Annotated in this window: 19 protein-coding genes; 5 read left to right on the forward strand and 14 right to left on the reverse strand. The window is 72.5% G+C overall.

Annotation, left to right across the window (positions count from 1 at the left end; translation table 11 throughout):
* Nucleotides 1–196 precede the first annotated feature (196 nt).
* The 12 genes from AB0A97_RS18845 to AB0A97_RS18900 all read right to left on the reverse strand — a co-directional run bounded on the left by AB0A97_RS18845 (nucleotide 197) and on the right by AB0A97_RS18900 (nucleotide 13,093).
* A complete protein-coding gene (locus AB0A97_RS18845; protein ID WP_361150877.1) occupies nucleotides 197–1,267 on the reverse strand; it encodes a GNAT family N-acetyltransferase in 1,071 nt (356 codons plus the stop codon).
* 42 nt (nucleotides 1,268–1,309) lie between these two features.
* A complete protein-coding gene (locus AB0A97_RS18850) occupies nucleotides 1,310–2,626 on the reverse strand; it encodes an MFS transporter (protein WP_361150879.1) in 1,317 nt (438 codons plus the stop codon).
* 48 nt (nucleotides 2,627–2,674) lie between these two features.
* Complete coding sequence (locus tag AB0A97_RS18855; protein WP_361150881.1) at nucleotides 2,675–3,550, reverse strand: nucleotidyltransferase domain-containing protein; 876 nt, start codon at nucleotides 3,548–3,550, stop codon at nucleotides 2,675–2,677.
* 26 nt (nucleotides 3,551–3,576) lie between these two features.
* The gene (locus AB0A97_RS18860; protein ID WP_361150883.1) at nucleotides 3,577–4,701 is read right to left on the reverse strand and encodes an aminotransferase class I/II-fold pyridoxal phosphate-dependent enzyme; all 1,125 of its coding nucleotides are present in this window, start codon (nucleotides 4,699–4,701) and stop codon (nucleotides 3,577–3,579) included.
* Entirely contained in the window at nucleotides 4,698–5,744 is a 1,047-nt protein-coding gene (locus AB0A97_RS18865; protein WP_361150886.1) for a C-terminal binding protein, read from the reverse strand. The genes AB0A97_RS18860 and AB0A97_RS18865 overlap by 4 nt, the downstream gene beginning before the upstream one ends.
* Nucleotides 5,741–6,949 carry an iron-containing alcohol dehydrogenase gene (locus AB0A97_RS18870; protein ID WP_361150889.1) on the reverse strand — a complete coding sequence of 403 codons (1,209 nt, stop codon included), beginning with the start codon at nucleotides 6,947–6,949 and terminating at the stop codon, nucleotides 5,741–5,743. Before AB0A97_RS18870 ends, AB0A97_RS18865 begins: the two co-directional genes overlap by 4 nt.
* A complete protein-coding gene (gene aepY / locus AB0A97_RS18875) occupies nucleotides 6,946–8,085 on the reverse strand; it encodes a phosphonopyruvate decarboxylase (RefSeq protein WP_361150891.1) in 1,140 nt (379 codons plus the stop codon). Before aepY ends, AB0A97_RS18870 begins: the two co-directional genes overlap by 4 nt.
* Nucleotides 8,082–8,957, reverse strand: coding sequence for an isocitrate lyase/phosphoenolpyruvate mutase family protein (locus AB0A97_RS18880; RefSeq protein ID WP_361150893.1), 876 nt, complete (start codon nucleotides 8,955–8,957; stop codon nucleotides 8,082–8,084). Before AB0A97_RS18880 ends, aepY begins: the two co-directional genes overlap by 4 nt.
* A gap of 1 nt (nucleotide 8,958) precedes the next feature.
* The gene (locus AB0A97_RS18885; protein WP_361150895.1) at nucleotides 8,959–10,326 is read right to left on the reverse strand and encodes a helix-turn-helix domain-containing protein; all 1,368 of its coding nucleotides are present in this window, start codon (nucleotides 10,324–10,326) and stop codon (nucleotides 8,959–8,961) included.
* A 72-nt stretch (nucleotides 10,327–10,398) separates the two neighbouring features.
* On the reverse strand, nucleotides 10,399–11,427 hold the full coding sequence (locus AB0A97_RS18890) for a GNAT family N-acetyltransferase (RefSeq protein ID WP_361150898.1): 1,029 nt from the start codon (nucleotides 11,425–11,427) through the stop codon (nucleotides 10,399–10,401).
* Nucleotides 11,424–12,299, reverse strand: coding sequence for a nucleoside-diphosphate kinase (locus AB0A97_RS18895; protein WP_361150901.1), 876 nt, complete (start codon nucleotides 12,297–12,299; stop codon nucleotides 11,424–11,426). Before AB0A97_RS18895 ends, AB0A97_RS18890 begins: the two co-directional genes overlap by 4 nt.
* Nucleotides 12,296–13,093, reverse strand: a complete 798-nt coding sequence (locus AB0A97_RS18900; RefSeq protein ID WP_361150904.1) for a YqcI/YcgG family protein — start codon at nucleotides 13,091–13,093, stop codon at nucleotides 12,296–12,298. Before AB0A97_RS18900 ends, AB0A97_RS18895 begins: the two co-directional genes overlap by 4 nt.
* A gap of 587 nt (nucleotides 13,094–13,680) precedes the next feature.
* Here AB0A97_RS18900 and AB0A97_RS18905 point away from each other — a divergent pair.
* Nucleotides 13,681–14,931: an ATP-grasp domain-containing protein gene (locus AB0A97_RS18905; RefSeq protein ID WP_361150907.1), complete on the forward strand. Its 1,251-nt coding sequence runs from the start codon at nucleotides 13,681–13,683 to the stop codon at nucleotides 14,929–14,931.
* Between the two features lie 59 nt (nucleotides 14,932–14,990).
* Here AB0A97_RS18905 and AB0A97_RS18910 read toward each other — a convergent pair whose 3' ends face one another.
* Together AB0A97_RS18910 and AB0A97_RS18915 are read right to left on the reverse strand one after the other, a co-directional pair.
* Nucleotides 14,991–15,536 carry an NUDIX domain-containing protein gene (locus AB0A97_RS18910; RefSeq protein WP_361150910.1) on the reverse strand — a complete coding sequence of 182 codons (546 nt, stop codon included), beginning with the start codon at nucleotides 15,534–15,536 and terminating at the stop codon, nucleotides 14,991–14,993.
* Between the two features lie 16 nt (nucleotides 15,537–15,552).
* The gene (locus tag AB0A97_RS18915; protein WP_361150913.1) at nucleotides 15,553–16,284 is read right to left on the reverse strand and encodes a response regulator transcription factor; all 732 of its coding nucleotides are present in this window, start codon (nucleotides 16,282–16,284) and stop codon (nucleotides 15,553–15,555) included.
* Nucleotides 16,285–16,973: 689 nt separating this feature from the next.
* Between AB0A97_RS18915 and AB0A97_RS18920 the strand changes: the two genes are divergently transcribed.
* From AB0A97_RS18920 to AB0A97_RS18935, 4 genes are all read left to right on the forward strand, one after another.
* Entirely contained in the window at nucleotides 16,974–20,366 is a 3,393-nt protein-coding gene (locus AB0A97_RS18920) for a BTAD domain-containing putative transcriptional regulator (RefSeq protein ID WP_361150916.1), read from the forward strand.
* 319 nt (nucleotides 20,367–20,685) lie between these two features.
* Entirely contained in the window at nucleotides 20,686–21,021 is a 336-nt protein-coding gene (locus tag AB0A97_RS18925) for a hypothetical protein (protein WP_361150918.1), read from the forward strand.
* Complete coding sequence (locus AB0A97_RS18930) at nucleotides 21,014–22,090, forward strand: polyprenyl synthetase family protein (protein ID WP_361150921.1); 1,077 nt, start codon at nucleotides 21,014–21,016, stop codon at nucleotides 22,088–22,090. The genes AB0A97_RS18925 and AB0A97_RS18930 overlap by 8 nt, the downstream gene beginning before the upstream one ends.
* 46 nt (nucleotides 22,091–22,136) lie before the next feature.
* Entirely contained in the window at nucleotides 22,137–23,357 is a 1,221-nt protein-coding gene (locus AB0A97_RS18935) for an oxygenase MpaB family protein (protein ID WP_361151113.1), read from the forward strand.
* Nucleotides 23,358–23,536 lie beyond the last annotated feature (179 nt).

The raw sequence follows: 23,536 nt of genomic DNA on the forward strand, positions 1-23,536 counted from the left end.
AAGACCGCAGACGGGTTCGCCCGCTCGGCCATCCGTACGAGCGATGCCCCTGGGCTCCCTGGGGGTACCGGTCCCGGCACGAGGAGGTACGGGACCCGGCACGACATCCGGCCACGGCGCTCAACCGGTGGCCGGTGCTCGGCACGGCGCGGTGGCCGCGGGCCGGGCGGGCGGTGCGCCCGCCCGGCCCGCGGCGTCACCGCCCGGCCACCGGCAGCAGATGCCCGCGCAAGGGCACGACGAGACAGCCGCGCAGACGCTTGGTCGTCTCGTGGCCCACGCCGTAGTCGATCCGGTCGAACTCCTTGCTGGTGACGTACATCAGCGGCGCGTAATACGTGGCCGCCAGGTGGGCGTACGGCGTGGCGCGGCCCTCCTCGGTGGTGCCGGCGTAGATGTTCTGCAGGACGCGGTCCCGGGCGACGAACAGCGCGTGGGCCAGGAGGCGGCCGTCGCGGACGACCGAGTACAGCACGAGGTCGTCGCCGAACGCCTCGATCAGGGCGCTCAGCCTGCGCCGTTCGCTCTCCTCGTCCGCGGGCTGGCCGTAGTGGCGCAGCAGACAGCAGCGCGCGGCCACCACCTCGTCGAACCGGGGCCGCGGGTCCTCGCGGACCACCTCGCCGCCGGCCTCGGCCAGCCGGCGCAGCTGACGCAGGATCTCGGCCCGCCGCCGGTTGCGCGGCCCCGAGTGGTAGTCGTCCCAGTCCGCCCAGCCGATCTCCAGCACCGACCGGGAGGTCAGATCGAAGCTCGCGCCGCCGAGGGCCGTGGTCACCGGGTCGAGCACGGCGGCGCCTTCGGGGGTGGTGTAGAGCACGCACACCGTCGCCAGTCCGGCGTCCCGCGCGTGGTCCAGCACCGCGGACAGGCAGTCGCGTACCGCGTCCTGGCGGCGGCCGGCCGGTCCGACCGGGTCACCGAGGTAGCCGGGGGCGGACAGCACCACGCTGGGGAGCATGTCCGCCGCCGCGCCGCCGAGCTGCGGGGCCACCGGCCCGTCGGCGTGCGCGGCGGGGAAGACCTCGGGGTCGGCGCGCAGGATCGTCCACGGGTTGTACGCCTCGTAGGCGCCCGGCTCCCCGACCACCGCGCCCACGAGGCCGAGCGCGGCACCGTCGTCGTCCTCGTGCAGCACCATCAGGGGCTTTCCGGGCAGCCGACTGAGCATGATGTCGATCCAGCGGGCGCTCTGCACCGCGGAGCCGGGGTGCAGCCGGCCCCAGCGTGCGGCGTCGAAGTGCGCGGAGATCTCGGTGCGGGGCATTCCTCTCCTTCGTTCTGTCGTGGGCCGGTCCTCGTGGACGGTTCAGCGGGGTGCCAGGTCGGGCTCGGCCGCGGGGACATCGGCCGGCGGCTCGGCCTTCAGGCCCCGGATGCTGGGGGCGAGCAGCGCCGCGAGACTGAGCAGGACGGCTGCCCCGCCGGCCACGACGGCCGCGCCCCGTGCGTCCAGGGAGGTGACCAGTGGGCCCATCAGCAGGGTGCCCAACGGGATCAGGCCGTCGAACCCGAGGAACGACAGGCTGCCCACCCTGCTGGTGAGGTTCTCCGGCACCCGGTCCTGGAGCAGGCTCGGGTAGAGGGAGTTGAAGACGTGCAGCCCGATGCCGTACAGCAGCGCGAGGGCCAGCGCCGGGACGCCCCCGCCGAAGAATCCGACGGCGGTCAGCGCCGCCGCCATCATCAGCAGCATCGCGAACATGCTGGTGCCCAGCCGTTTGACGGTGAGCCGCATGAGGATCACGGCACCGATCAGCGCGCCGACGCCCTCCAGCGCGTAGAAGACGCCGAGCGACTGGGCCTGGCTGGTGCCCTCCGGGGACATGATCAGCGGCACCGGTACGTCGAGCACACCGGCGAAGACGGCGTTCACCAGCGCGCCGACGCCCAGGAAGATCAGCAGCCAGGGCACGCCCCGCACGTAGTGCAGCGCCTCCACGATGTCCCGGCCGAACCGGCGCAGTTGCTCGCCCATCGGCTGACGCGGCTCGTCGGCCGCTTCGCCGTCGGTCACCGGCCGGGCGCCGGTCACGCCCTTCGGCCGGACCATCAGCAGGATTCCGGAGAGCAGGAAGGTCAGCGCGTCGAAGGCGAAGGTGGCGGGCGCCCCGATGAACCCCACCAGCAGACCGCCGATCAGGGGGCCGCCGATCAGCCCGAACTGCATGCTGACCGACAGCGCGGAGTTCGCGGGGACCAGCTTGTCCCGCGACGTGATCTCCAGCATGTACGAGAACGAGACCGGCATGAAGAAGCCGTCGGCGATCCCGATGAGCAGCGAGAGCGCCACCAGCAGCAACGCGCTGGTCGTCCAGTAGGTGGCGGCGGCGATCAGCAGCAGGACGACCACCCGCGCCATGTCGCACACCACCAGGACCTGCCGCCGCGCCTTGGTCCGGTCTCCCACCGCCCCACCGACCAGGTAGAACAGCAGCGAGGGCACCAGCAGCGCGGCGGTGGCGGCGGCGAGCACCGACGCCGATCCGGTCACGGTGATGAGGTGGGTGGCGAAGGCGATGCGGAAGGCGTAGTCGCCGACCAGGGACAGCGTGCGGGCCGCCCAGAAACGGCGGAAGGCCGGCTGGGCCATGATTCCCCGGTGTGACTGGGGAGCGGAGCTCACGGGGGACTCCCTAGGTAGAAACGGATCGGAACAGAGGGCCGACCGGCACTAGAAGGCGCGGCCCGACCAGGCCCACTGGGGCCGGAACGGTTCGAGGAGGGGCTGGATGCCGGGCGCGCACCGCTCGTCGCCGAACGCGCGGAACAGCTCCTCCGCGAGGTCGAGCAGCCACGGCAACGCCTCCTCCTGCGGCAGCCGGTCGGCGAAGAGCACCTTGTCGCACTGCGCGAACAAGGCAGGCGTTCCGGGGAGTCGGGCGGCGACGGCCGCCCTGGACAGCAGGTGCTTGGTGCCGTACGTGATCCGGCCGAAGGCGTTGAGGCCGGCGGTGAGGAGCGCTTCGGCGGCGCCCCGGCACATCAGTTCCCGGGCGGGAGAGCTGAGCACCGTGGTGTCGGCCAGGAGGCTCATCGTGTCGACGAAGGCCAGTGCCGCCGCCGACGCGCGGACGAGGTCGGCGTCGATGCCCTTCTTGATCTCCTCCAGGCGGTCGGCGTTGGACAGCGGCAGGCCCGTGCTGACCCGCTGGACGAGCCGCAGTTCCAGGCCCTGGAGGTTGGCCAGGTCGGGCGGTGCGTCGCCGGTGGCCGGCCGTACGGCCTGCTGCACCAGGGCGATCGCGTCCTCGCTGACGTACTCGATGTTGACCATCAGTTCGCCGGCCATGCCGTCGAAGCTGTCCCCGAAGATCGAGGGATGGTTGGTGGTGCCGGGTACCCCGCGCGCGCCCGGTCCGGGCATCAGGACGAGGATGTCCAGGTCGGAGGTCGGGTTGGCCTCGCCGGTCGCGTAGGAACCGGCCAGCATGACCACGTCGCCGGGCCGGTCGTCCACCAGAGCGGCGATGCGCTCGGGGGTGGCGCCTTGCCGGCCCAGTGCGGCCTGTACCGAGGGGGGGAGGGCGTCCAGAAGGGCAGGGTCCATGGTGGTGGCTCGCTTCTGCTCGAAGGTCAGGGGCGGGTGAGGGCCGTGCGCAGCCGGTGCAGGCCGTCCTTGAGCTGGTCGGCGGGGAGCGCGAAGGAGAGCCGCAGACGGCCGGGGGCGCCGAAGGCCGCGCCGTCGACCACCGCCACCTCGTGCCGGGCGCGCAGCCAGCCGACGACGTCCTCCCGTGCCTGCGGCGGGGCACTGTCGGCCAGCCAGCCGCGCAGGTCGGGGAAGAGGAAGATGCCGCCCGCCGGGCGGGCGCAGTGCACTCCGGGGATGCCGGCGAGGGCGTCGAGGGCCAGGTCGAGATGGGTCGCGAGGCGGGCGCCGAGCTCCCGGCGTCCGGGCTCCCCGGTGGTCAGCACCTGCTGCGCGATGTCCTGGACCACTCCGCTGGCACCGCCGATGAGGTGGGAGGCGGTGGCCGTGATCCGGGTGGCGGTGTCGGGCCCGGCCACGGCCCAGCCGAGCCGCAGACCCGCCAGCGCGTGGCTCTTGGTGACCGCGTCGGTGAGCACCACGTGGCCGGGCAGCTCCGGGTAGAGCTGGGTGACCGTGGGCGCCGGCTCCTCGTACAGCGCGACACCCCGGTACACCTGGTCGAACAGCAGGGTCAGCCCGCGCTCCGCCGTCCACTCGGTGAGGCCGCGCAGCTCCTCGGCGGAGACCACCGCGCCGTCGGGGTTGCGGGGGGAGTTGAGGATCAGCATGGCGGTGCGCCCGGTCGTCAGCCGCGCCAGCGCCTCCAGGGACGGAGCGCCCTGACCGGGCTCCGTGGGGACGGGCACCGGCGTCCCGCCGGCCATCTCGACGAGCCGGGGGAAGCTGGCCCAGTACGGCGTCGGGAGCAGCACCTCCCGGCGGTCGCCGCGCAGGACGGACAGCAGGGCGGTGAAGATCGCCTGCCGGGCGCCGGGGGTGACCACCACCTGGTCCGGGGTGAACCCCGCGGTGCCGCCGTCCGCCGCGTAGGCGGTGATGGCCTCGCGGAGCGCCAGGTCGCCGGCGGGGGAGCGGTAGGGCTGGTCCGCGCGGCGGGCGGCGGGGACGGCCCCCGGATCGTGCTGGGCGACGCGGATGTCGCCGGTGGAGAGGACCACCACGTTGCCGCTCTGGTCGGTGACGGCGGTGGGAGCGAGCGTGGTCATCGGGCGGCTCCGTCGGGCAGGACACGGCCCACCCGGCCGGCGAGCAGGGCCGGGTCACCGGCGAGGGCGTCCCGGACGAGTTCGGCGACCCGCCGGCGGCTGCTGGCCTCCGCCTCCTCGGACAGGAAGGCCCGGTGGCTGGTGAAGACGGAGTGCGGGTGGTCGAGCACCGGCTTCCAGCGCGGGTCCTGGTGCGGGTTCTCCGGAGCGAAGACGTCCAGCCCCGCGCCGGCGATCGCGCCCTCGTCCAGCGCCCTGCCGAGCGCCTCCGGGTCGATGAGGCGGCCGCGGGCCGCGTTGACCAGGAAGGCGTCGGACTTCATGGCCCGCAGCTCGGCCTCCCCGATCAGGCCTTCGGTGCCGGGGGTGAGCGGGCAGTGCAGCGTCACCAGGTCGGACTCGGCGAGGAGTTCTTCCAGCGTGTCGACGGTGCGGGCGCCGTAGCCCTCGGCGAGGTCCCGGCCGATGTAGGGGTCGTACACCAGCACCTGGCCGTAGAACGTGCCGAGCTTGCGGGCGACGGCCCGGCCGATCCGGCCGAAGCCGACGATGCCCAGGGTGCGGCGGCTGACCCGGCGCGGAGCGCCACCGGCGTAGATGTCGAAGGTGCCGCCGGCCAGGGTCACGTGCTGCGGCACCACGTGCCGTTCCAGGGCGAGGGCGAGCGCCGAGGTGTGCACGGCGACCTCGTCCACGCAGTAGTCGGGCACGTTGAAGCCGGGCAGCCCGCGCTCCGCGAGCAGGTCGGCGTTGAGGTTGTCCACGCCCACGCCCTGCCGGACCACGACCCGCAGCCCGTCACCCGCCGCGTCCAGCAGGGCGTCGGTGACCTGGCAGCGGTACACCACCAGGGCGTCGGCACCGGCGGCGCGTTCCAGCAGCCGGTCGTCGGTCAGGACGTAGCGGCCGTCCTCGTGCGGAGCGGTGAGCAGTTCGACGCCGTCGCCCAGGACGTCACGCTCGACGGTGGCCAGGGAGAGGTCCTGCCGGCCGTCGGCGACCAGCCAGGCGGGGTCGGTGTACAGGACACGCTGTGCGTTCATCGCGAGGCGCCTTCCGTCAGTGAGGGCCGGACGAACCGGCCGAGGACGTCTTCGGGGGTGAGCGTGCAGGGGTTGTTCATGGCTCGGCCGGAGTGCAGCGCCTCGGCCACCACGTCGGCCCAGTCGTCGGCCGGCAGGGCGAGGTTGGCGAGGTCGGCGGGGTGGCCGCCGGCCTGGAGCAGGTCCGCGAGCAGCTCTTCCGGTTCGCGGCCGGTGTGCGCCCGCACCGTCCGGCGGATCTCGGCGACCCGCCCGTGCAGGACGCGGACACCGGGCGACGGGCACTCCCGGGAGGTCGCCGCGGCGTGCCGGCCGATGAGCCAGCGCAGGTGCAGGGCCACGGCGACGCCGTGCGGCAGGCCGAGCCGGCTGGTCAGCGCGTACGACAGGGCGTGGGCCGCGGTCGTACGGGTGACGTCGATGGCCGCCCCGGCGAGGGCCGCGCCCAGGGACAGGTCGTGCCGTACCTCGGCCGGCCGTCCCGTGTCGGCCAGTTGCCGCAGCGCGGGGAGGAGGGTGAGCAGCGCCTCCTCGGCCCACTCCAGCGACTGCGGGGTGGCGGCGCGGGCCCAGGAGGACTCCACGGCCTGGCTGAAGGCGTCGAGCGCGCCGGCCACCGTCGTCGGCACCGGCACGGTCGCGGTCAGCTCGGGGTCCACCAGGACCACGTCGGCCCGGGCCCCGGCCGTGTCCAGGGACAGCTTGCGGCCGTCCCGGTACAGGGTGGCGAACCGGGTGAGTTCGCTGCCCGAACCGGCGGTGGTGGGCACCAGGACCAGCCGCCCCGGGCGCTCCCGGCAGACCAGGTCGGGCGTGCCGAGGCAGTCCGCCGGGTCCGCGTCCTGCGCGGCGAGCACGGAGGCGGCCTTGGCCACGTCCATGCTGCTGCCGCCGCCGATGCCGACGACGGCGTCGGGGCGCAGCCGGCGGATGACCCGTACCGCCTCCTCGATGTGGCCGAGCTCCGGGTTGGGCCGTACGTCGCCGAAGTGGTGCACCTCGTACCCGGCCCGGCCGGGGCGGGTGAGGCGGGCCGCCGGGCCGGTGGCGTACGACGGCCCGTGCACGAGCAGCACGCGCCGGGCGCCGGCGGCCGCCAGCACGGCGTTGAGCCGTGCGGCGGCGCCGGTCCCGAAGAACGCGGCGGGGTGTCCTGGCAGCCGTCGCAGTCCGGCGACGGCCGCGGGGGGAACCGTACCGGTCACGACAACGGCACCTGCCCCGCGGTCAGTTCCGCGCTGAACCGGCGCGCGATCTCGGGGACGGTGACGGCCCCGGAGGCCCGTTCGCCCGCCGCGCCGCCCGCCCGGCCGCGGACCACCAGGAGCGTGGGCCCTTCGGCGCGGAAGGCGTCCTGGATCGCGGGCCGCACCGCCGCCGTGGAGGCCACGTACCGCACCCGGTGGTAGCCGCTGCCCCGGGCGATGGTGTCGAACTCCGTGGTGGCCGCGGTGGTGGCCTGCCCGCCGGTGGAGTCGTAGACCTGGTTGTCGAACAGCACGTGCACCAGGTTCGGCGGCGCGAAGTGCCCCACCGTGGTGAGCGCTCCCATGTGCATCAGCACGGAGCCGTCACCGTCGAGCACCACGAACCGTTCCGACGGGCGGGCCAGGGCGGACCCCAGGGCCAGGGAGGCCACATGGCCCATCGAGCCCTGCATGTAGAAGTTGCGCGGCCGGTCGCCCTGGTTGAACAGCGCGCGGGACAGGTAGCCGGTGGTGGAGAAGACGAACTCCGGGCCGACCTCGGCGAGCACGGCTTCCACCAGGTCGTCGCGGTCGGGCAGCTCGCCGTCGGCCGGCTGCGGCACCGCGTCCGGCGTGCCGGCCGCCTTCTCGTCCTGCACCGCGCCCTTGGCGACCAGGACGAACGCCGGCCGTCCGGAGGCGAGGACCGGCCGGGTCTCCTCCAGGACCTCGTCGATGCCCGGCCCGTCCGGCAGGAGCATCCGGTGCGGTACGTCGAGGGAGTCGAGCCAGTCCGGAACGACGCGGCCCATCCAGTGGTGCTGGGGCTCGCCGCTGGACGCCTTGGGCCAGCCCCGCATGCTGACGAACACCAGCACCGGGATCTGATAGGGCAGGACCAGCGAGGTCAGCGGGTTGACGAGGTTGCCGAAGCCGGAGTTCTGGGCGATCACCGCGGCCGGCCGCCCGGCCAGCCGGCTGCCGGCCGCGGTGGCCAGCGCGGTGCCCTCGTTGGCGGCCGGCACGTAGTGGATACCGGGCCAGTGGCCCAGTTCGCTGATGGGGCCGCCGAAGTACGAGCAGGGCACTCCGGCGACCAGACCGATGTCGTGGTTTTCGAGCGCGGTGACGAACGCCTTGGAGGTCGTGGTCACGGCGCGGTCCGGAAGGCCGCGGTCATGCCCTGCAGCGCGAAGATCTCCGGCATGGTCGCGATGTCGGCGTCCACGGACTCGGCGCGGCCCTCGGCGCGCAGCTTCCCGAGCACCTCGCGCACGTTCTTCACGGCCGCGCGCATGCCCTGGTTCGCGTAGATGACCAGGCGGTACCCGGCGTCGAACAGGGCCTTCTCCTCCACCGAGGCGTAGGTGGTGGGCACCGCCACCAGCGGTACGTCGCGGTCCCAGGCGTCGCCGAGCTCCAGGATGTCGTCCGGGCGGCGGCTCTTGCTGTGGATCAGTACGGCGTCCGCCCCGGCGTCCGCGTACGCGTGGGCGCGCTCCAGCGCCTCGGGCACGCCCTGGCCCGAGATGAGCGCCTCGGTACGGGCGATCAGCAGGAAACGCTCGTCCTTCTGCGTCTGCTTGCCGGCCTCGATCTTGAGGGCGAACTCCTTGGTGGGCAGCAGGTCCTGACCGGCGTCCGCGAAGCTGTTGATCTTCGGGAACAGTTTGTCCTCGATGCACATCGCGGCGATGCCGGCCCGCTCGTAGCGCTCCACGGCGAACGCCACGTTGAGCGGCCCGCCGAACCCGGTGTCGCAGTCCGCGATCACCGGGATGTCGATGATCGCGTCCATCGCCTCGGCGGCCGCCAGGAACTGCGTCATCGTCACCAGACTGGCGTCCGGCAGGCCGTAACTGGCCGAGACCTCGAAGCTGGAGCACCAGACGGCGTCGAAGCCGGCCTGTTCCACCAGCTTGGCGCTGAGACCGTCGTGCGCGCCCACCGCGGCCACCGGCCGGGGACCGGCGAGCAGCTCACGCAGCCGTGCGGACTTGTTCGTGGTGGTGGCGTTCTCAGACATGTCAGTTACCTTCCTTGCTGTACCAGAGCCGGTCTTCGTTGACATAGCGCTCGATCCCGCCGTCGGGCATGGCGCCGAGGGCGTGCCGCACCTCGGGCAGCACCGCACCCGCGATGCGCAGCAGCAGCACTCGGGGGGAGGGCGCCTCGGGGTCTGTGCGGACGAAGGAGAGCGGGACCTCCGGCATGAGGTACGCGGAGTCGCCAGGTTGCAGCTCCTCCTCGTACCGCTCCCCGTCGGCCTCCCAGAGCAGCCGAACGGGCTGGTCGCCCAGCACGTAGAGGTAGCTGTGCTGGTAGGTGGAGAGCCAGGCGGTGTCCTCGGCGGAGCGGGCCAGCACCTCGGTCTCCAGCGCGGTGGTGTGCGGGTGCGAGGCGTCGCCGGCGAGCTGGGTGAAGCGGTAGGCGGGGGTCTTCGCCGGGTAGTGCCAGCGGTGGGCGGTCGCGGACCGCTGGAGGACCACGCCGCCGTCCGTGCGGGTGCTCGGCGGCAGCAGGTCGCGCTCGGAGATGCCGAGCGCCTCGGCCAGTTGGGCCCGCTCGGCGCCGGTCGGCTGCCGTTCTCCGTCGACCAGCGCCGCCAGGTGGTCGGCGGACAGCCCGGTGCGGCGTGCCAGCTCCTCGACGGTGACCGCCCTGGCCTGGAGGAACGAGCGCAGCAGGGCGGCCGGTCCGCCTCCGGGGGGCAGCTTGGCCCGGTGGGCGGCGGCGTTGCCGAGGATGGCCAGTTCGCGCTGGGCGTCCCCGACCAGGTCACCGCCGTAGGTGAGGGCCAGGATGTACGCCGGTTCGTCGGTGGACCGCGCGGTGAAGGAGTGCGGGGCGAACGGCAGCCCCCACACCGAGTCCCCGGTCTCCATCGGGACGCAGACGCTGCGGTCCTGCCACCGGTAGTAGTAGTTCACCGGGCCGACGAAGTAGGTGAACTGATAGAGCAGATGACCGCGGTTCCAGCGGACGGCCGGGTTGTCGGCATCGTTGTCGTCCACCGGCTGGAGCATGCGGATCCACTCGGGGCGGTACGACGCCACACGGGACATCGCGGTGTCGCGGTACTCGTAGTAGTCGTCGCCGCCGCGGGCCAGCACCCGGGAGGACGCCTCCGACTCCTTGGCCCGCATCACCCGGACCCGCCGGGAGGTGTCGTCGTGGCCGGGCAGCAGATCGCGCTCGTTGAGCGGCCACACTTCGGCGGCTCGGCCCAGCAGGGCCAGGTCCACGGGCTGTTCGCCGCTGGTGAGACCGGCGAAGGTGCCGGGGGCGAGGCCGAGGTCGGCCTCGGCGGTGGTGTCGTCGCGCTTGAGATCGTTGGCGGCGGCGCGCAGCAGCGCTGCCGCCCGCCGGTCGAAGGCAGGGTCCGGTACGGACATGGTGGGCCTTTCCTCTGACGTTTGCGTGCGCGGGGGGAACGCCCCGCAGCGGGGCCGTACGGGTGCGCGGGCTCAGCGGCGCACGGCGGCACGGACCAGCGGCTGGGCGTGCAGGCCGTAACGGGTCTTGAACTCGTCGTTGCGGCGGCCGCATTCGAGGACCTGCCGCCCGGAGGCCATGCCGGCCTCCAGTTCGGCCGCGAACAGCACGTACTGCGGACTCCAGTTGAGTTCCCGCGGGTAGAGACAGCCGCCCGCCCAGGCGTGCATCCGGGTGCGGTCGTAGAGGCACAGGGAGACGGCGAGCAGCACACCGTCCAGATCCACGCGCAGGATGCCGCAGTCGGGGCCGAGGGCGTTCACCAGGGCGGCGAGCCGCTCCGGCGGGTAGTAGCCGGGGGCGTGCTTGTCCGCGGTGGCCTCACACAGGTCCAGTACGTCCTGGTCGAGCGCTTCGGACCCCTGGCGCAGGGTGATCTTGGCGCCGGCGTCGCGGGCCCGCCGCGCGAACTGGCGCAGGGTGCGCCGGGAGGGACGGCTCACGGTGGTGAGGTGCTCGTCCAGGGTGGCGGGACCGCCGGTGAGGGGCAGGCGGTAACGCGGCACGGTGGACTCGGTCGCCACGCCGATCTCCGTGAGCAGCCGGGCGAGTTCGCCGTCGGCGGCCACATTGGCCAGCCCCCAGAGATCCACGTCGGAGCTGTCGGCCAGTTCACCCAGCGCGGTCCAGAACGTCTCCACCAAGGGAGCGGTCAGGGGTGCGCGACTGGGCAGCACGGTGTCGTAGCAGTGCCACACATGCCCCATCAGCACCGTGAGCAGAGCGTCGGACCCAGGGCCCGAGGCGAACGGGTCACGGGTGTGCTGGAGATACACCGGCAGTACGGCGACCGGTTCACCGGCCGGGTCCTCCCGTGCCACCAGGTAGCGGGCGCGGGACGGCGAGGTGAGCGGCAGCTTCTCCACGCTGCACAGGAAGTCGTAGCTGTAGAAGACGGGCGCTCCGCACGCCTCCACCAGCGAGGTCCAGGACCGGCGGCCCACCTCCTGCACCGAGTCGGCGACCGACACGGTGCAGGAGGCGGTACGGACGCCGATCACCTGGCCGCTTCCACGCTCGCCCGCAGGGGCGGGAAGTGCAGTGACGAGCCGAGCACCACACACTCCCACTCGTCCAGGACCACACCCGACCGGCGCAGCCGCTCCTCCGCCCAGGCCATCCGGAGTTCGTCGCGCCACTTCGGGGTGAAGTCGCAGCGCACCACGTCCTCCAGACCGGTGGGGAGCCGGTCGCCGAGGACGGTGGCCAGCCGGTCGCCGGCGCCGGGCAGGCCCAGTTGGGACGTGTCGGCGAACTCGGCGGTGATCTGCTGCCGTACGGCGGCGGGCAGTTCCTCCCACAGCGCGCCCACCAGCCGGGTGCGCACCGAGGCCAGGACCTGCTCGAAGTCGCGGGTCTCCGGGTTGCCCGGCGTGTTCAGCCGGCACAACTGGTCGATCTCGGCGGCGACCTGCTCCGGGTCGCCCGCGTGCTCCGGAGTCAGACCGAAGACCGCGGCCTCCCGCTCGGAGTCCTCCGGACCGTCGGAGCTGTGCATCACGCTCATGGCGCTGTTGATGGCGTCGAAGTCCCGCCGCAGCGTGCCCAGGTCCGCGTCGGTCGGGTGCTGGTAGCCCTTGAGCTTGGCGAGTTCGGCGTGCCGGCCGTCGCAGCGGCAGATCAGGGCGATGGTGGGGCCGAGCCCGAGGACGGCGTCCACCAGACGGTAGCGCCAGGTCTGCCACTGGCCCGCGATGAGGTCCGAGTACAGGTCGTCGATCAGCTCCGGGTCGGCCTGCAGGGCCCGCGCGGCCACCGGCGGGAACCCCTCGTCCCGCAGCCGCTGCACCAGGTCGCCGTGCCGGCCCCGGTGGACGATGTCGGAACTCAGCAGGACGAACACGTGTCGGGACCAGAAGTCTTCAGCAGTCACGGACGCTGCCTTTCGTTCGGTTGCGGTAAGGCGGAGCCGTAGACGGTGTTCCGCTCCGGCAGGACAGGGACGGCGGCGGCGTGGTGCCGCACCGGACAGGCGTCGGGGGCGGCGACGCTCGCGTCGTCCGGCAGTGCGTACTGCCGCCACTTGAAGTCGGTGGAGGTGTCGCCGTCGCCGAGGGTGGGATGCGGGCCGATCCGGTCGTAGCGCGCCAGGCCCTCCCGGACCCGGCGTTTGGCGGCCTTGCCGGCCACCGTGCTGCCGCCGATGCCCTCGAAGACCCGCCGGACCTGGAAGACCAGGGTCAGGCACGGCCCGAGGTCACGGCTGCGGCGGTCCCGGTAGGCGGGGCTCGCGGCGAAGATGAACCACGGCTCGCCGTCGAAGCACCACTGCCAGCGGGGATCGGCGGGGTCGGTGGGCACATCGGCCGGCCAGGGCTCGGTGTCGTACGCCCGCAGTTCGTCCAGCAGCGTCCAGAACCGCCGGTGGTCGTCGGCGAGTTCCGCCCCGGGCACGGCCGGACCCACGAAGACGATGAGGGTCTGCCGCTTCGGCCCCTGCCAGGCCCGCTGCCGGTAGGCCCGCAACGACCGGGCGAGCGCGGCCGGGCCGTGCGTGTCCGGGTAGCGGGTGTCGACGGCGCTGAAGGAGTTGTTGCCGCGCTGCTGGCCCTGCGTCCCGAAGTAACAGGGATAGGACGGATCTTCGGCGAGAATCCGCTCGGTGAAGACGCTGTGCGCTTCCGGGACCCAGCCGAAAGGCTCGTCGCCGGAACCGGAGCGCGACACCTCGGAGTCCCTCCATAGATAGTTTTCCAAAGAACGCTCCGAAAGGGTCGTTGGAGAATACTGCGAGCCGCGCCGCCCGAAGCCCGGAAGAGATGTGCTGGGGCGGGGCTCGCCGCGCAGAACAATCACAACAGCGCTCACTCAGGACTGTCAAGACTCTGCTGCTCCGAAGGATTTGCGAGAGGGAAGAGTGCTTGCCCGTTAAGGAAAGCCGATACCACCGCGAATACCTCACCCCGCGCGCGTACGCGTACGGTACTGATCGCCACTACGGGGATGACCAGCGGCGCCGGGCCGCAGCGAGGTGCTCGCGGCTCGGGTACACAAGGGCAACGCACGCTTCCCGTTGGTCCCGGATCGGCCGCCGGCCCTTTTCACCAGCGCCATCGTGACTAGGGTTTTGGCTCATCCGCACAGCAGTCGACGAACACCCGGCCGACGCCGGTACCGGACATTGACGAGAGTCCGCCGAGCCCCGGGACATGTCCCGGACCGCGTTGCTCCGACAACGTTGTTCCCACCACGGGCAAACGGCTTCCGGGCAACCGGTCCACACGACAGGGCATCGAGCCGAAAAAGGTTGTGCAATGACATCGCAAATCAACGGGAATGCGCCGGCGGCACGCCAGGAAAGGCAGCCGGTCATTCTGCTCGACCGCCTCGGCTATTCCTCGTACCGAGGCCCGGACGGCCGCCCTTTCCTGTCCACGGACCGCTGGGAGGTACGGCTGGTCACCGCACTGGAGCGGGCCGGTGAAGCCGTGGGCGCCGAGCTGGCGTCCGTCGTCGGGGTGCCCGGTGTCGAGCCCGCGCCGTTCGCCGAGGCGGTCCGCTTCCAGCACCGCTGGGGCGGCCGGCCGGCGGCCCGCCTGGTGGCGGTCACCGAACGCTTCCTGCTGCCCGCCGCCGAGCTGCGCGAAGAGCTGGGCATCCCCGGTCAGCGCGTCGAGCAGGCACTGCTCTTCCGCGACAAGGTGCTGATGAAGGAGCACCTGCGCGACCACGGCATCGCGGTACCGGACTTCGCCCCGTTCTCCCGGGAGGCCGCGCTGACGCTGCTGGACAAGTACCACCGCGTGGTCGTCAAGCCGCGGCTCGGCGCCGGGTCCAGCGAGATCCACCTGCTGGACGACATCGCCGGAATCGACCGGTTCGTACGGGAACACGCCGACCGGCTCGTGGAGTTCGAGGTCGAGGAGTTCGTCGACGGGCAGCTCTACCACGTCGACAGCGTGGTGCAGGACGCGCACGTCACGGCGGCGGTGGCCGGCCGGTACGTGGACAGCACCATGTCGTACCGGCGGCTGGAGCCCTGCCGCGACGTCGCCGTGCCCGACGGCCCGCTGCTCGACGCGCTGCTCGCGTTCAACCAGGCCGTACTCGCCGCGTACCCGGGCTTCACCGGGGTCGCGCACCACGAAGTGTTCCTGTCCCCCTCGGGCCCCGTGTTCTGCGAGATCGCGGCGCGGGCCGGGGGAGGAGGCATCCTCGCCGGCTTCCGGTCACGTACCGGGGCCAACCTCGACGAGGTCATGCTGCGGGCCCAGTTGGACGGCAGTGTCCCGCACGTACCGGCCCCCGACGCCCACCTGACCGGCTTCACGGCCCTGTACGCCGAGCCCGGCCGGGTACTGAGCACCCCGAGAGTGCCCGAGGAACCATGGATCACCGAAGCGCAGATCCTGGTACAGGAAGGCGACCTGCTCGCCCCGCCGACCAGGTACAGCGACGCGGCGGCCATCGTCTCGGTACGCGGCGACACCGAGGCACAGGTCATGTCCAGACTCGCGGCCCTGGCCGAGCGCATCAGCATTCCCACGGCGGCGGAACCGCTGTAGAGCGCCGCACGGCCCGGCGCGGTGCCGTCGGGGCGCCGCGCCGGGCCGTGCGGTCGCCGTCAGCCGTGCGCCGCCGGCTGCTCCTCCAGGTACCGGGCGTACCGTTCCAGTCCGGCCCGCCCGTCCGGCACGAACGGCCACTCCGGGTCGGCCAGCCGCGCCGTCAGCTCCTCCCAGGTCATCCACCAGCCCTCGGCGACCTCGCTCGCCTGGTGCACCACCGGGCCGTGCAGCTCCGGGTCGTACTCGGCCACGTACACGCAGGCCAGGTAGTTGGCGTGGGCGTCGGCGAACCAGTAACGGAAGCAGGGGCGCACCGGGCAGCCGCGGACGCCGAGCTCCTCCGTCACCTCCCGCTCGGCGGTCTCGTCCGGGTCCTCCCCGGCGGCCACCACACCGCCGGCCCAGGCGTCGTGCATGCCCGGGTAGACGTCCTTGGTGTCGGTACGGCGATGCACGTACACCCGGCCCTCCGGGTCGCGCAGCAGCACCTGCGTCGCGCAGTGCGGCAGGTTCTCCGCGCGCATCTTGCTCCGGGGCGCCGAGCCGACGACACGGCCGCTCAGATCACCCTCGGCGTAGAGGGCCACGATTTCTTCCACCACTCGGTTCAGCTTCCTCTCAGACCGTGCCGGAACGGATGGCATGGGCAACGGCGTGTGTGCGGTTGCGCAGTCCCAGCCTGGCCAGCATCGTATGGATCGCGTTCTTGATGGTGCGCTCGGAGTACCCGAGTTCCTTGGCCACCTCGCCGGTGCTCCAGCCGTCGGCGAGCATCCGCAGGATGCTCATCTCCCGGGTGTCGAAGCCGGCCGCGTTGAGCTGGTGCGGCTCCAGGATGTCGCGCTGGAGGTGGTGCAGCAGCGTGACCAGCGAATCGGCGACCCCGGTGCGCTGCCGACGGTCGCAGACGGCGTCCGCGATCGCGCCCAGATCGCTCTGGGCGCGCGGCAGTACGTCCGTCAGGCCGTGCGCCACGGCGCGCATGAGCTGGTACTCCGACATGGAGTCCGCGACCAGGATCAGCCGCTGGGAAGGCCGTTGCCAGGCGTCCCGCCGCCCCAGCCGGGCGAGCGCCTCGTCGGTCCCCTCGGGGGACACCAGGATCAGGACGACGTCCGCCTCCGTCAGCCGGTCGTCGCCGACGACCGAGATCAGCGGGTTGCTCCGCAGGAAGGCGACCGTGCCGTCGAGGGTGATGGGGTCGTCCGCCAGCACGGCCACGCTGACCGGGTCCGTGCTCCGCTCCGTGCCGGCGGGCCTGCCGCCCCGGTCGGTGGGGGGCCGCAGCGCCGCGAGGTGGGTCGCACCGGCGACGCGGGGCGGCCGGCCGTCGGGCGGCGGGACCGCCATCGGGCGGGCCGGTCGGCGGGTGGGCGATTCCGGGTCTGGCCGGGCACCGCTGTGCGACGGTGCCGGCGAGCCCGATGGGAGCGTTTGTTGCATCTTGTCTTGCCTTCCGTACCTTGCACGGCCGCGCCGTGGGCGGGCCCTGGTGAGGGCCGTCCGGGCGGTGTGGTGACACGCCGGACGGGCTCCGTTCCTTGTCGAGCTGCTCATGGGCGGGACGTTGTGTCCCGGGAGGAATGCGACGCCGCGACGCGCGGCGTGGCGCACGCGAAGGCCGGCGGGCCTGCCGCGTGAGCGCTCTCACGTCGGGGCTGCCCCGGCTGTTGTCCGCTGCATGGCTCGCCTTCCCCTCGTGCCGACTGCGGTCCGTGGAAGTTCCGTCAGGAGCCGGCCGGAGGAAGGCACTCCTCCGCTTGCTCACCCACGGTTTCTGCGCCGGTCATCGTGCGGCACGTTCCTTGCGACAGACTGGTCGGGATGTTGGCGGTTCCTTGGCGGCCTCTTGAGGCGGGCACCGTGTCGCTGCCCGAATCCCTGCGTGTTCCTTGCTGTTCGCTTGTCATTCACTTGCCGGAGGCCCGTCGGCGATCTTGGAGGATGTCTTTTTCTGTGCCAGGATCCGATTTGAGGCCGGCCGCGAGGTGCCGGCCCTCTTTCAAGCGCCGCCCGGCGCGAGAACGATTGAGAACGAGATGCCCGAACCCCCCATAGCGAGTCCTTTACGGAGCGATGGTGCCGATGTTCCCCGGCTGAGCGTCCTGGGCACCATGTCCGTACGGCACGAGGGGCGTGACCGGCCGCTCGGACCGCCGCGCCAGCGGGCACTTCTCGCGCTGCTGCTCGTCCGCCTGGGCCGGGTGGTGCCCACCGAACTGCTCGTCGAGGAGCTGTGGGGCCAGGAGCCGCCGCGTCACGCGGTCGCCACGCTGCAGAGCTACGTCTCGCACCTGCGCCGCGCCCTCGACCCCGCGGCCGCCCCCGAGCGCGTACCCCTCCTGCGCCACCGCTCGCCGGGCTACGTACTGGAGCTGGACCCGGGGGAGATCGACGTCTTCCGCTTCGAGCACCTGGTCACCGACGGACGGCGCCTGCTCGAAGCCGGTGACCCGGACGGCGCCCGCGACCGGCTCACCACCGCGCTCGGCCTGTGGCGCGGCTCGCCGTACGCGGAGTTCGACGCGCACCCCTCCCTGAACGACGAGACGAACCGGCTGGAACAGCTCCGGCTCACCGCGGTGGAGTCCTGCGCGGAGGCCCAGTTGGCACTGGGGGCGGCCGAGGAAGTGGCGGCGGGCCTCGAAGCCGAGGCCCGCCGCCACCCCGCCAGGGAGCGCCTGGTCGGCCACCTGATGGCGGCGCTGTCGCGGCTGGGACGCCAGGCGGAGGCGCTGGAGGTGTACGAGCGGACCCGCCACCACCTCGCCGAGGACTTCGGGGTCGGCACCACGTCCGAACTCCGCCGGGTGCGGACGGCGATCATCCGCCAGGACCCGGAGGCCAACGGCACCGGCCCGGAGGGCCCGCCCGCCCACCGCCCCGACTGGGTGGGGAAGGCACCGCCACCGCACGAGGCGGCGCGTACGCTCCGCAGCCCCGAAGCGGCGGACACGCTCCACGGCCCCGAAGCGGAGCCCGCGACGGCGGAGCGGCCGGCGTGCCAGGCCGGGCACACGGAGACCGAAGGACGCGGGCACGGCGCGACGGCCGACGGCCCCACCGGTACACCCGAGGCGGCCGTACTGCGCGCGGAACCCGCCGGCGGCACCGCGGCCCCGTCCCCCTTCACCGGGCGCAGCCAGGAACTGCACCGCCTCGCGACCGCCGCGGCGAGCGCACTGGTCGGCCACGGCCCCGTGGCCGCCGTCCTCGGCCCCGCCGGCGTCGGCAAGACCCGGCTGCTCCTCGAACTCGCCGCGCGCCTCGAATCGGACGGCGGCCCCGAAGTGGTGTGGGGCCACTGCTTCCCCGGTGAGGGGGTCCCGCCCTACTGGCTGTGGACCCAGGTTCTGCGGCGGCTCGCCCTCACCCGCGCCGACGCGTTCCTCCGGGTCGCCGAGCCCTTCGGCGCCCTGCTCACCCCGCTCCTGCCCGAACGCCCGACGGGCTCCGACCCCGGCCGGTCCGGCTCGGAATCCGACTGGGGCCAGGCACGTTTCCTCACCCATGACGCGGTGTGCGAGGTCCTGCTCACACTGGCCCGGCAGCGCCCGTTCGTGCTGTTCCTGGAAGACCTCCAGTGGGCCGACACCGCCTCGCTGGAACTGCTCAGGCTGCTGAGCACCCGCCGCCAGGGCCAGCCGCTCGGCATCGTGCTGACCGCCCGCGAATTCGAGGCCGAGTCGGACGACTCGCTCCGCCGCACCCTGTCCGAAGTCCTGCGCGGGCCGCGGACGGAGACCCTGCGCCTGGGAGGACTGTCCCGGCGGGCCGTCGCCGCGCTCGTGGACGCCCAGGCCGGCCCCGGCGTGGACCCGGAGGTCGTGGAGGTGCTGCACCGGCGGAGCGAGGGCAACCCGTACTTCGTCATGCAGCTCCTCTCGCTCCTCGGGGACGCGCGCAGCCTGCACCGGTCCGACGCGGTCGCCGTACTCCTGGCCCGCGTACCGGCCGGAGTGCGGGACGCGCTGCACCAGCGGTTCGACGCCCTTCCCGAGCCGGTGCTCCGCGTCCTGCGGGTGTGCGCGGTCATCGGCAGCGAGGTCGACACCGACCTGCTCAGGCGCTCCGTACCGGCCGACGAACCGGTTCCCGCCGCGCTGGAGACGGCGATCCGCGCGGGCCTGCTCGCCGAGGACCCGCACCACCCGGGCCGGCTGCACTTCGCCCACGCCCTGGTACGGGAGACGCTCGTCGAGGAGCTCGCCTCCGAGGACCGGCAGCGGCTGCACGCCCGGGTCGCCGAGGCGCTGTGCGCGCGAGGGCGGGCCGGGCGGGAAGAGATCGAACGGGTCGCCGACCACTCGTGGCAGGCCAAGGACGCCGTCCCCGTCGAACGCGCCCTCCCCAGACTGCTGCGCGCCGCCGAACAGGCCGAACAGCAATGGGCCTACGAGCAGGTGGAGATGTGGCTGCGCCGGGCACTGCACCTGGTGGGGCTGCTCCGCCCCGACGACCCGTCGGCAGTGCGCCTGGAGCAGCAACTGCGCATCCAATTGGGCCAAGTACTGGCGACCACGCGCGGCTACGGCCACCCGGAGGCCGAGTCGGAGCTGACCCACGGCCGGGCGCTGAGCGCGGTCACCCACGCACCGGAAGATCCCTCGGTCCTGTGGGCGCTCTGCGCGGCGTACCTGGTCACCGGCCGCTACGAGGACTCGCGACAGTTCTCCGGCCTGCTACGGGAGATGCGCGAGACGACCGGTGCGCCGGTGGGATGCCTGGGCGCGGCGTACGGTGAGGGCATCGTGCTGCACGTACGGGGCCGACTGTCCGAGGCCCTCAGCGAACTGGAGTACGCGGTCGCCATGGCAGACCGTTTCGCCAGGGAGGGGCGCGCCCTGGCCCGCACCTTCCAGCACGACCCGCGCGTCTCCTGCCGCTCCTACAATGCCTTCACCCACTGGCTGCTGGGCAACCGCCGCACCGCCGGAACGCGCCGACGGGAGCTCCTGCGCCTGACCAAGTTCGAAAGCCGCCCTTCGGACCGGTGCTTCGCCCTGTACGTGGACGCGGTGGTGGCCGCCTGGGAGGGCGACGCGGCAACGGCCCGCTCCTCGGGCGCGGAAGGCGTACGGCTGGCAGGCGAACACGGTCTCCTCTACTGGAAGGCACTGCTGGGCGTACTGAAGGGCTGGGGCCTGACCCACTCGGGCCAGGAGGACGACGGCCTCGACCTCATGCACGCCTCCCTCACCGAACTGCGCACCAGCAGAACCTACTTGCGCCACCCGCTCCACCTGGGCCTACTGGGCCAGGCCCAGCAACACGCAGGCCGCACGGAGGAAGCAGAAGCCACCTTCCGCGCCCTCCTGACCGCGGTGGAACACCGCAACGAACACGTCTACCTCCACTCCTCCCTGCCGGCCACCAGACTCCTCCACACCTTGCTGGGACGCGCCGCGGCGGAGGCGGTCACGGGTGGGTGATGGTGGGCGGTGGACCGTCCGGCCGGAGCACGGAGGTGCCTGCCGGCGTACCTGACGTCGGCGGACCGGTCGTGTTGTACGGGATCAGGACCGCCGCCGTCCGCCTGATGGGGTGATCGTCACTCCATCGTAGGAATTGCGGTCCCCTGGCGAGGGGTGGGGAGCCGGAACAGCGGTCTCCGGCCGTGCGGATCGGTTCACTGGAAGCTCCTGGGCGATCGGAAGATCGCATCGGAACGGGAGTGAGGGAGTGCCGGAGATGCCGGAGCAGGAAAAGGGAACCGATTCCGCAGGTACGGGGCCCGCGGGTGCCGATTTCGTGAGGACCGATTCCGTCGGTGCCGACGACCCCGCGGGTGCCGGCCCGTTCGGCCGGCTCCCCGCCGCCGGACTGGAGAGCGTGGCCCTCCTCGCCGTGGGCATCGCCGATGTCGCGCTCGAACGGCTGCGTCGCGCCGCGGACCGGGGGCAGCAACTGCTGCGCCGCTCCGATCTGCGGGAGCTCCTCGCCGACGGGGTCGACGACCTGCGGGCCCGCGGCGAGCTGGCGTCCCGTCGTGTCGCGCCGGACACCGAGAACTACCTTGAGGTGATGGCGCGCCGCGCGGCGAAGCGGGCCGGGGCGGCCGAGGCGTCCGGGCCGGCCCATGCATGACGCGGCGGAATTCAAGCAGCGCATCGACGCGTACCTGTGCCGGCTGGCCGACGAGGAGGAAGCCGAGCTGCTGCGCCTGTCCGGCGAACTCGCTCCTTTCTGCGCCCAGTTGCGCAGCGCGCTGACGCGCGGGAAGCGACTGCGCGCGGCCTTCCTCTACTGGGGCTGGCGGGCTTCCGGGCAGCCGGACTGCGACGGCGTGATCAAGGCCGCGGCCGCCATGGAGCTGGTGCACGCGGCCGCGTGCACCCACGACGACATCATCGACGACAGCCGGCTGCGGCACGGACTGCCGACGGCGCATGTCGCCTTCGCCGCCGGCGGCGTCCGTCCCTGGGATGACGCGCACGACCAGCCCGGTGGGCGCCGTCAGGACCGTTCCGCCGCGCTCGCGATGATGCTGGGCGACCTGCTGATGGGGTACGCGGGCAAGGTCTTCGCGACCTGCGGGCTGCCCGGCGCCTATGTGGCACGGACGGTTCCGCTGTGGTCCTCGCTGTTGCGCGAGACCGTCGCGGGGGAGTGCCTGGAAGTCCTGCGTACCGGCGACGGCACCTCCGGGGTCGCCGAATCACTGGAGGTCGCCCGGTACAAGACGGCCAAGTACACCGTGGAGCGGCCGTTGCACCTGGGCGCCACGCTCGGCGGTGCCTCCCGGGGCGTACTCGCCGCTTTCACCGGATACGGGCTGCCGCTGGGCGAAGCGTTCCAGCTCCGCGACGACCTGCTGGGCACCTTCGGTGACCCGGACCGGACGGGGAAATCCCGTCTGGACGACCTGCGGGACAGGAAACCCACCGCCCTGCTCGCGCTGACCACCTCGCTCCTCTCCCCGGCCGACGGGCAACTGCTCGCCAAGACCTTGGCGGCCGGCCCGAGCCTGGACGAGGCCGGTGCGGCGCTCGTACGGGAGCTGATGGAGCACTGCGGTGCGCGGCAGCGCGTCGAGGACATGATCGAGGAACGGATCGCGCGGTCCCGCGCGGCGCTGGACTCCGTGGCGCTGCCGGCGGACGCGCGCTCGGTGCTCGGCACCCTGGCGGCTTCGGCGGCCGACCGGTCCCTGTGAGGACAACGAGAGAGATGAGGAATTCGTGACTTCAGAGATCGATGGGATCGCCGGGGCTGCTGGGACGACTGGGCCTGCTGGGGGCGCTGGGGCCACCGCGCGATGCACCGAGGCGACGCTGGACGAGCTGCGTACCCAAGGCGACCCGCTCGCCGACGAGACCGTGGCGGCCATGTTCGAACGGGGCGAGGTGTCGGACTTCAACACCCTCATGCGCTTCTTCACCACCGCCGGACACAAACTGCCGGAAGGGCTGCCGCCATCGGCGGCGTCCTACCTGGAAGCGACCGGCATGCCCCCGGCATGGGTCGACTGGGACATCATGGAGCGGGCACGGCTGTTCTTCATGGACAACGCCGCGCACATCAACACCGGCCTGTCCTTCGCCGCCATGCCGACCACGTACGCCGTCCCGCGCGTGGCCAAGCTGCTGGCCTCCACGCACTCCATGGACTACCCGTCGCGCCGGATGGCGAACACCGGGCAGTTCGTCACGTACCTGATGCAGACCAACGCCTTCGAGGAGGGCAGCAAGTTCATCCCGGCCGCCCAGAAAGTGCGCCTGCTGCACGCCGCGGTGCGCCATCACCTGACCAGGTCCGGACGTTGGGACAGGGAGCGGGACGGGATGCCGCTCTGCCAGGAAGACATGATCGGCGGGCAGATCTGCTTCTCGATCCTCGTCCTGGACGCGATGCACCGCCTCGGCATCCACATGAGCGAGGAGGGCGCGGAGGCGTACTACTACGCCTGGCGCGTCGTCGGCTCCATCCTGGGCTGCGACATGGCGGCGGCACCGGAGAACCTCACCGAAGCACGGGCGTACGCCGACCTCTACCTCCTGCGCAACCTGGGGCCCTCGGAGGAGGGCGTACGGCTGAACAACCAGTTGATGCGGATGTACGAGGACGTGGTCCCCGGCACCCTGTTCGACCCGATCGTCCCTGCCACGATCCGCTTCCTCGTGGGCGACACCATCGCCGGCTGGCTGCAGATTCCCCGCAGCCCGTGGGACACGGCGGCCAAGGCCGTGCCCGTGATCCTCGGCATGCTGGAGGCCATCGAGGACAGCAGCCCGCTGGGGGAGTGGGCCCTGGACAAGGCGGGCAGCCTGGTCTCCGGCTTCGAACTCGCCTCCCTGACCCGCGGCCGGGTGATGCAGTACGCCATTCCCGAGGAGCTCAAGCCCGACTACGGTCTGCGGTCGCAGCAGGCACGTAACCAGCGCTGGGTGCCGCCCGCTCCGACGTCGGCGGGCGCGGACTGAGAGGAGCGCGTACGTGTCCGTGCCGTCATCGTCCGGAAGGGAGCGTGCGGCAGCGTCAGTGCCCGGCCGACCGAAGGCCTTAACGTGAAAGCGTGCCCGCACGCCCGCTTGCCGACACACCTGAGGATCACAACCAGACGTCGGGGGCCGGAAGGTCCGGCGTGCCGGGGAGACGGTGG

The sequence above is a fragment of the Streptomyces sp. NPDC045470 genome (genome assembly GCF_040646595.1).
In the GTDB taxonomy this organism is placed as follows: Bacteria; Actinomycetota; Actinomycetes; order Streptomycetales; family Streptomycetaceae; genus Streptomyces.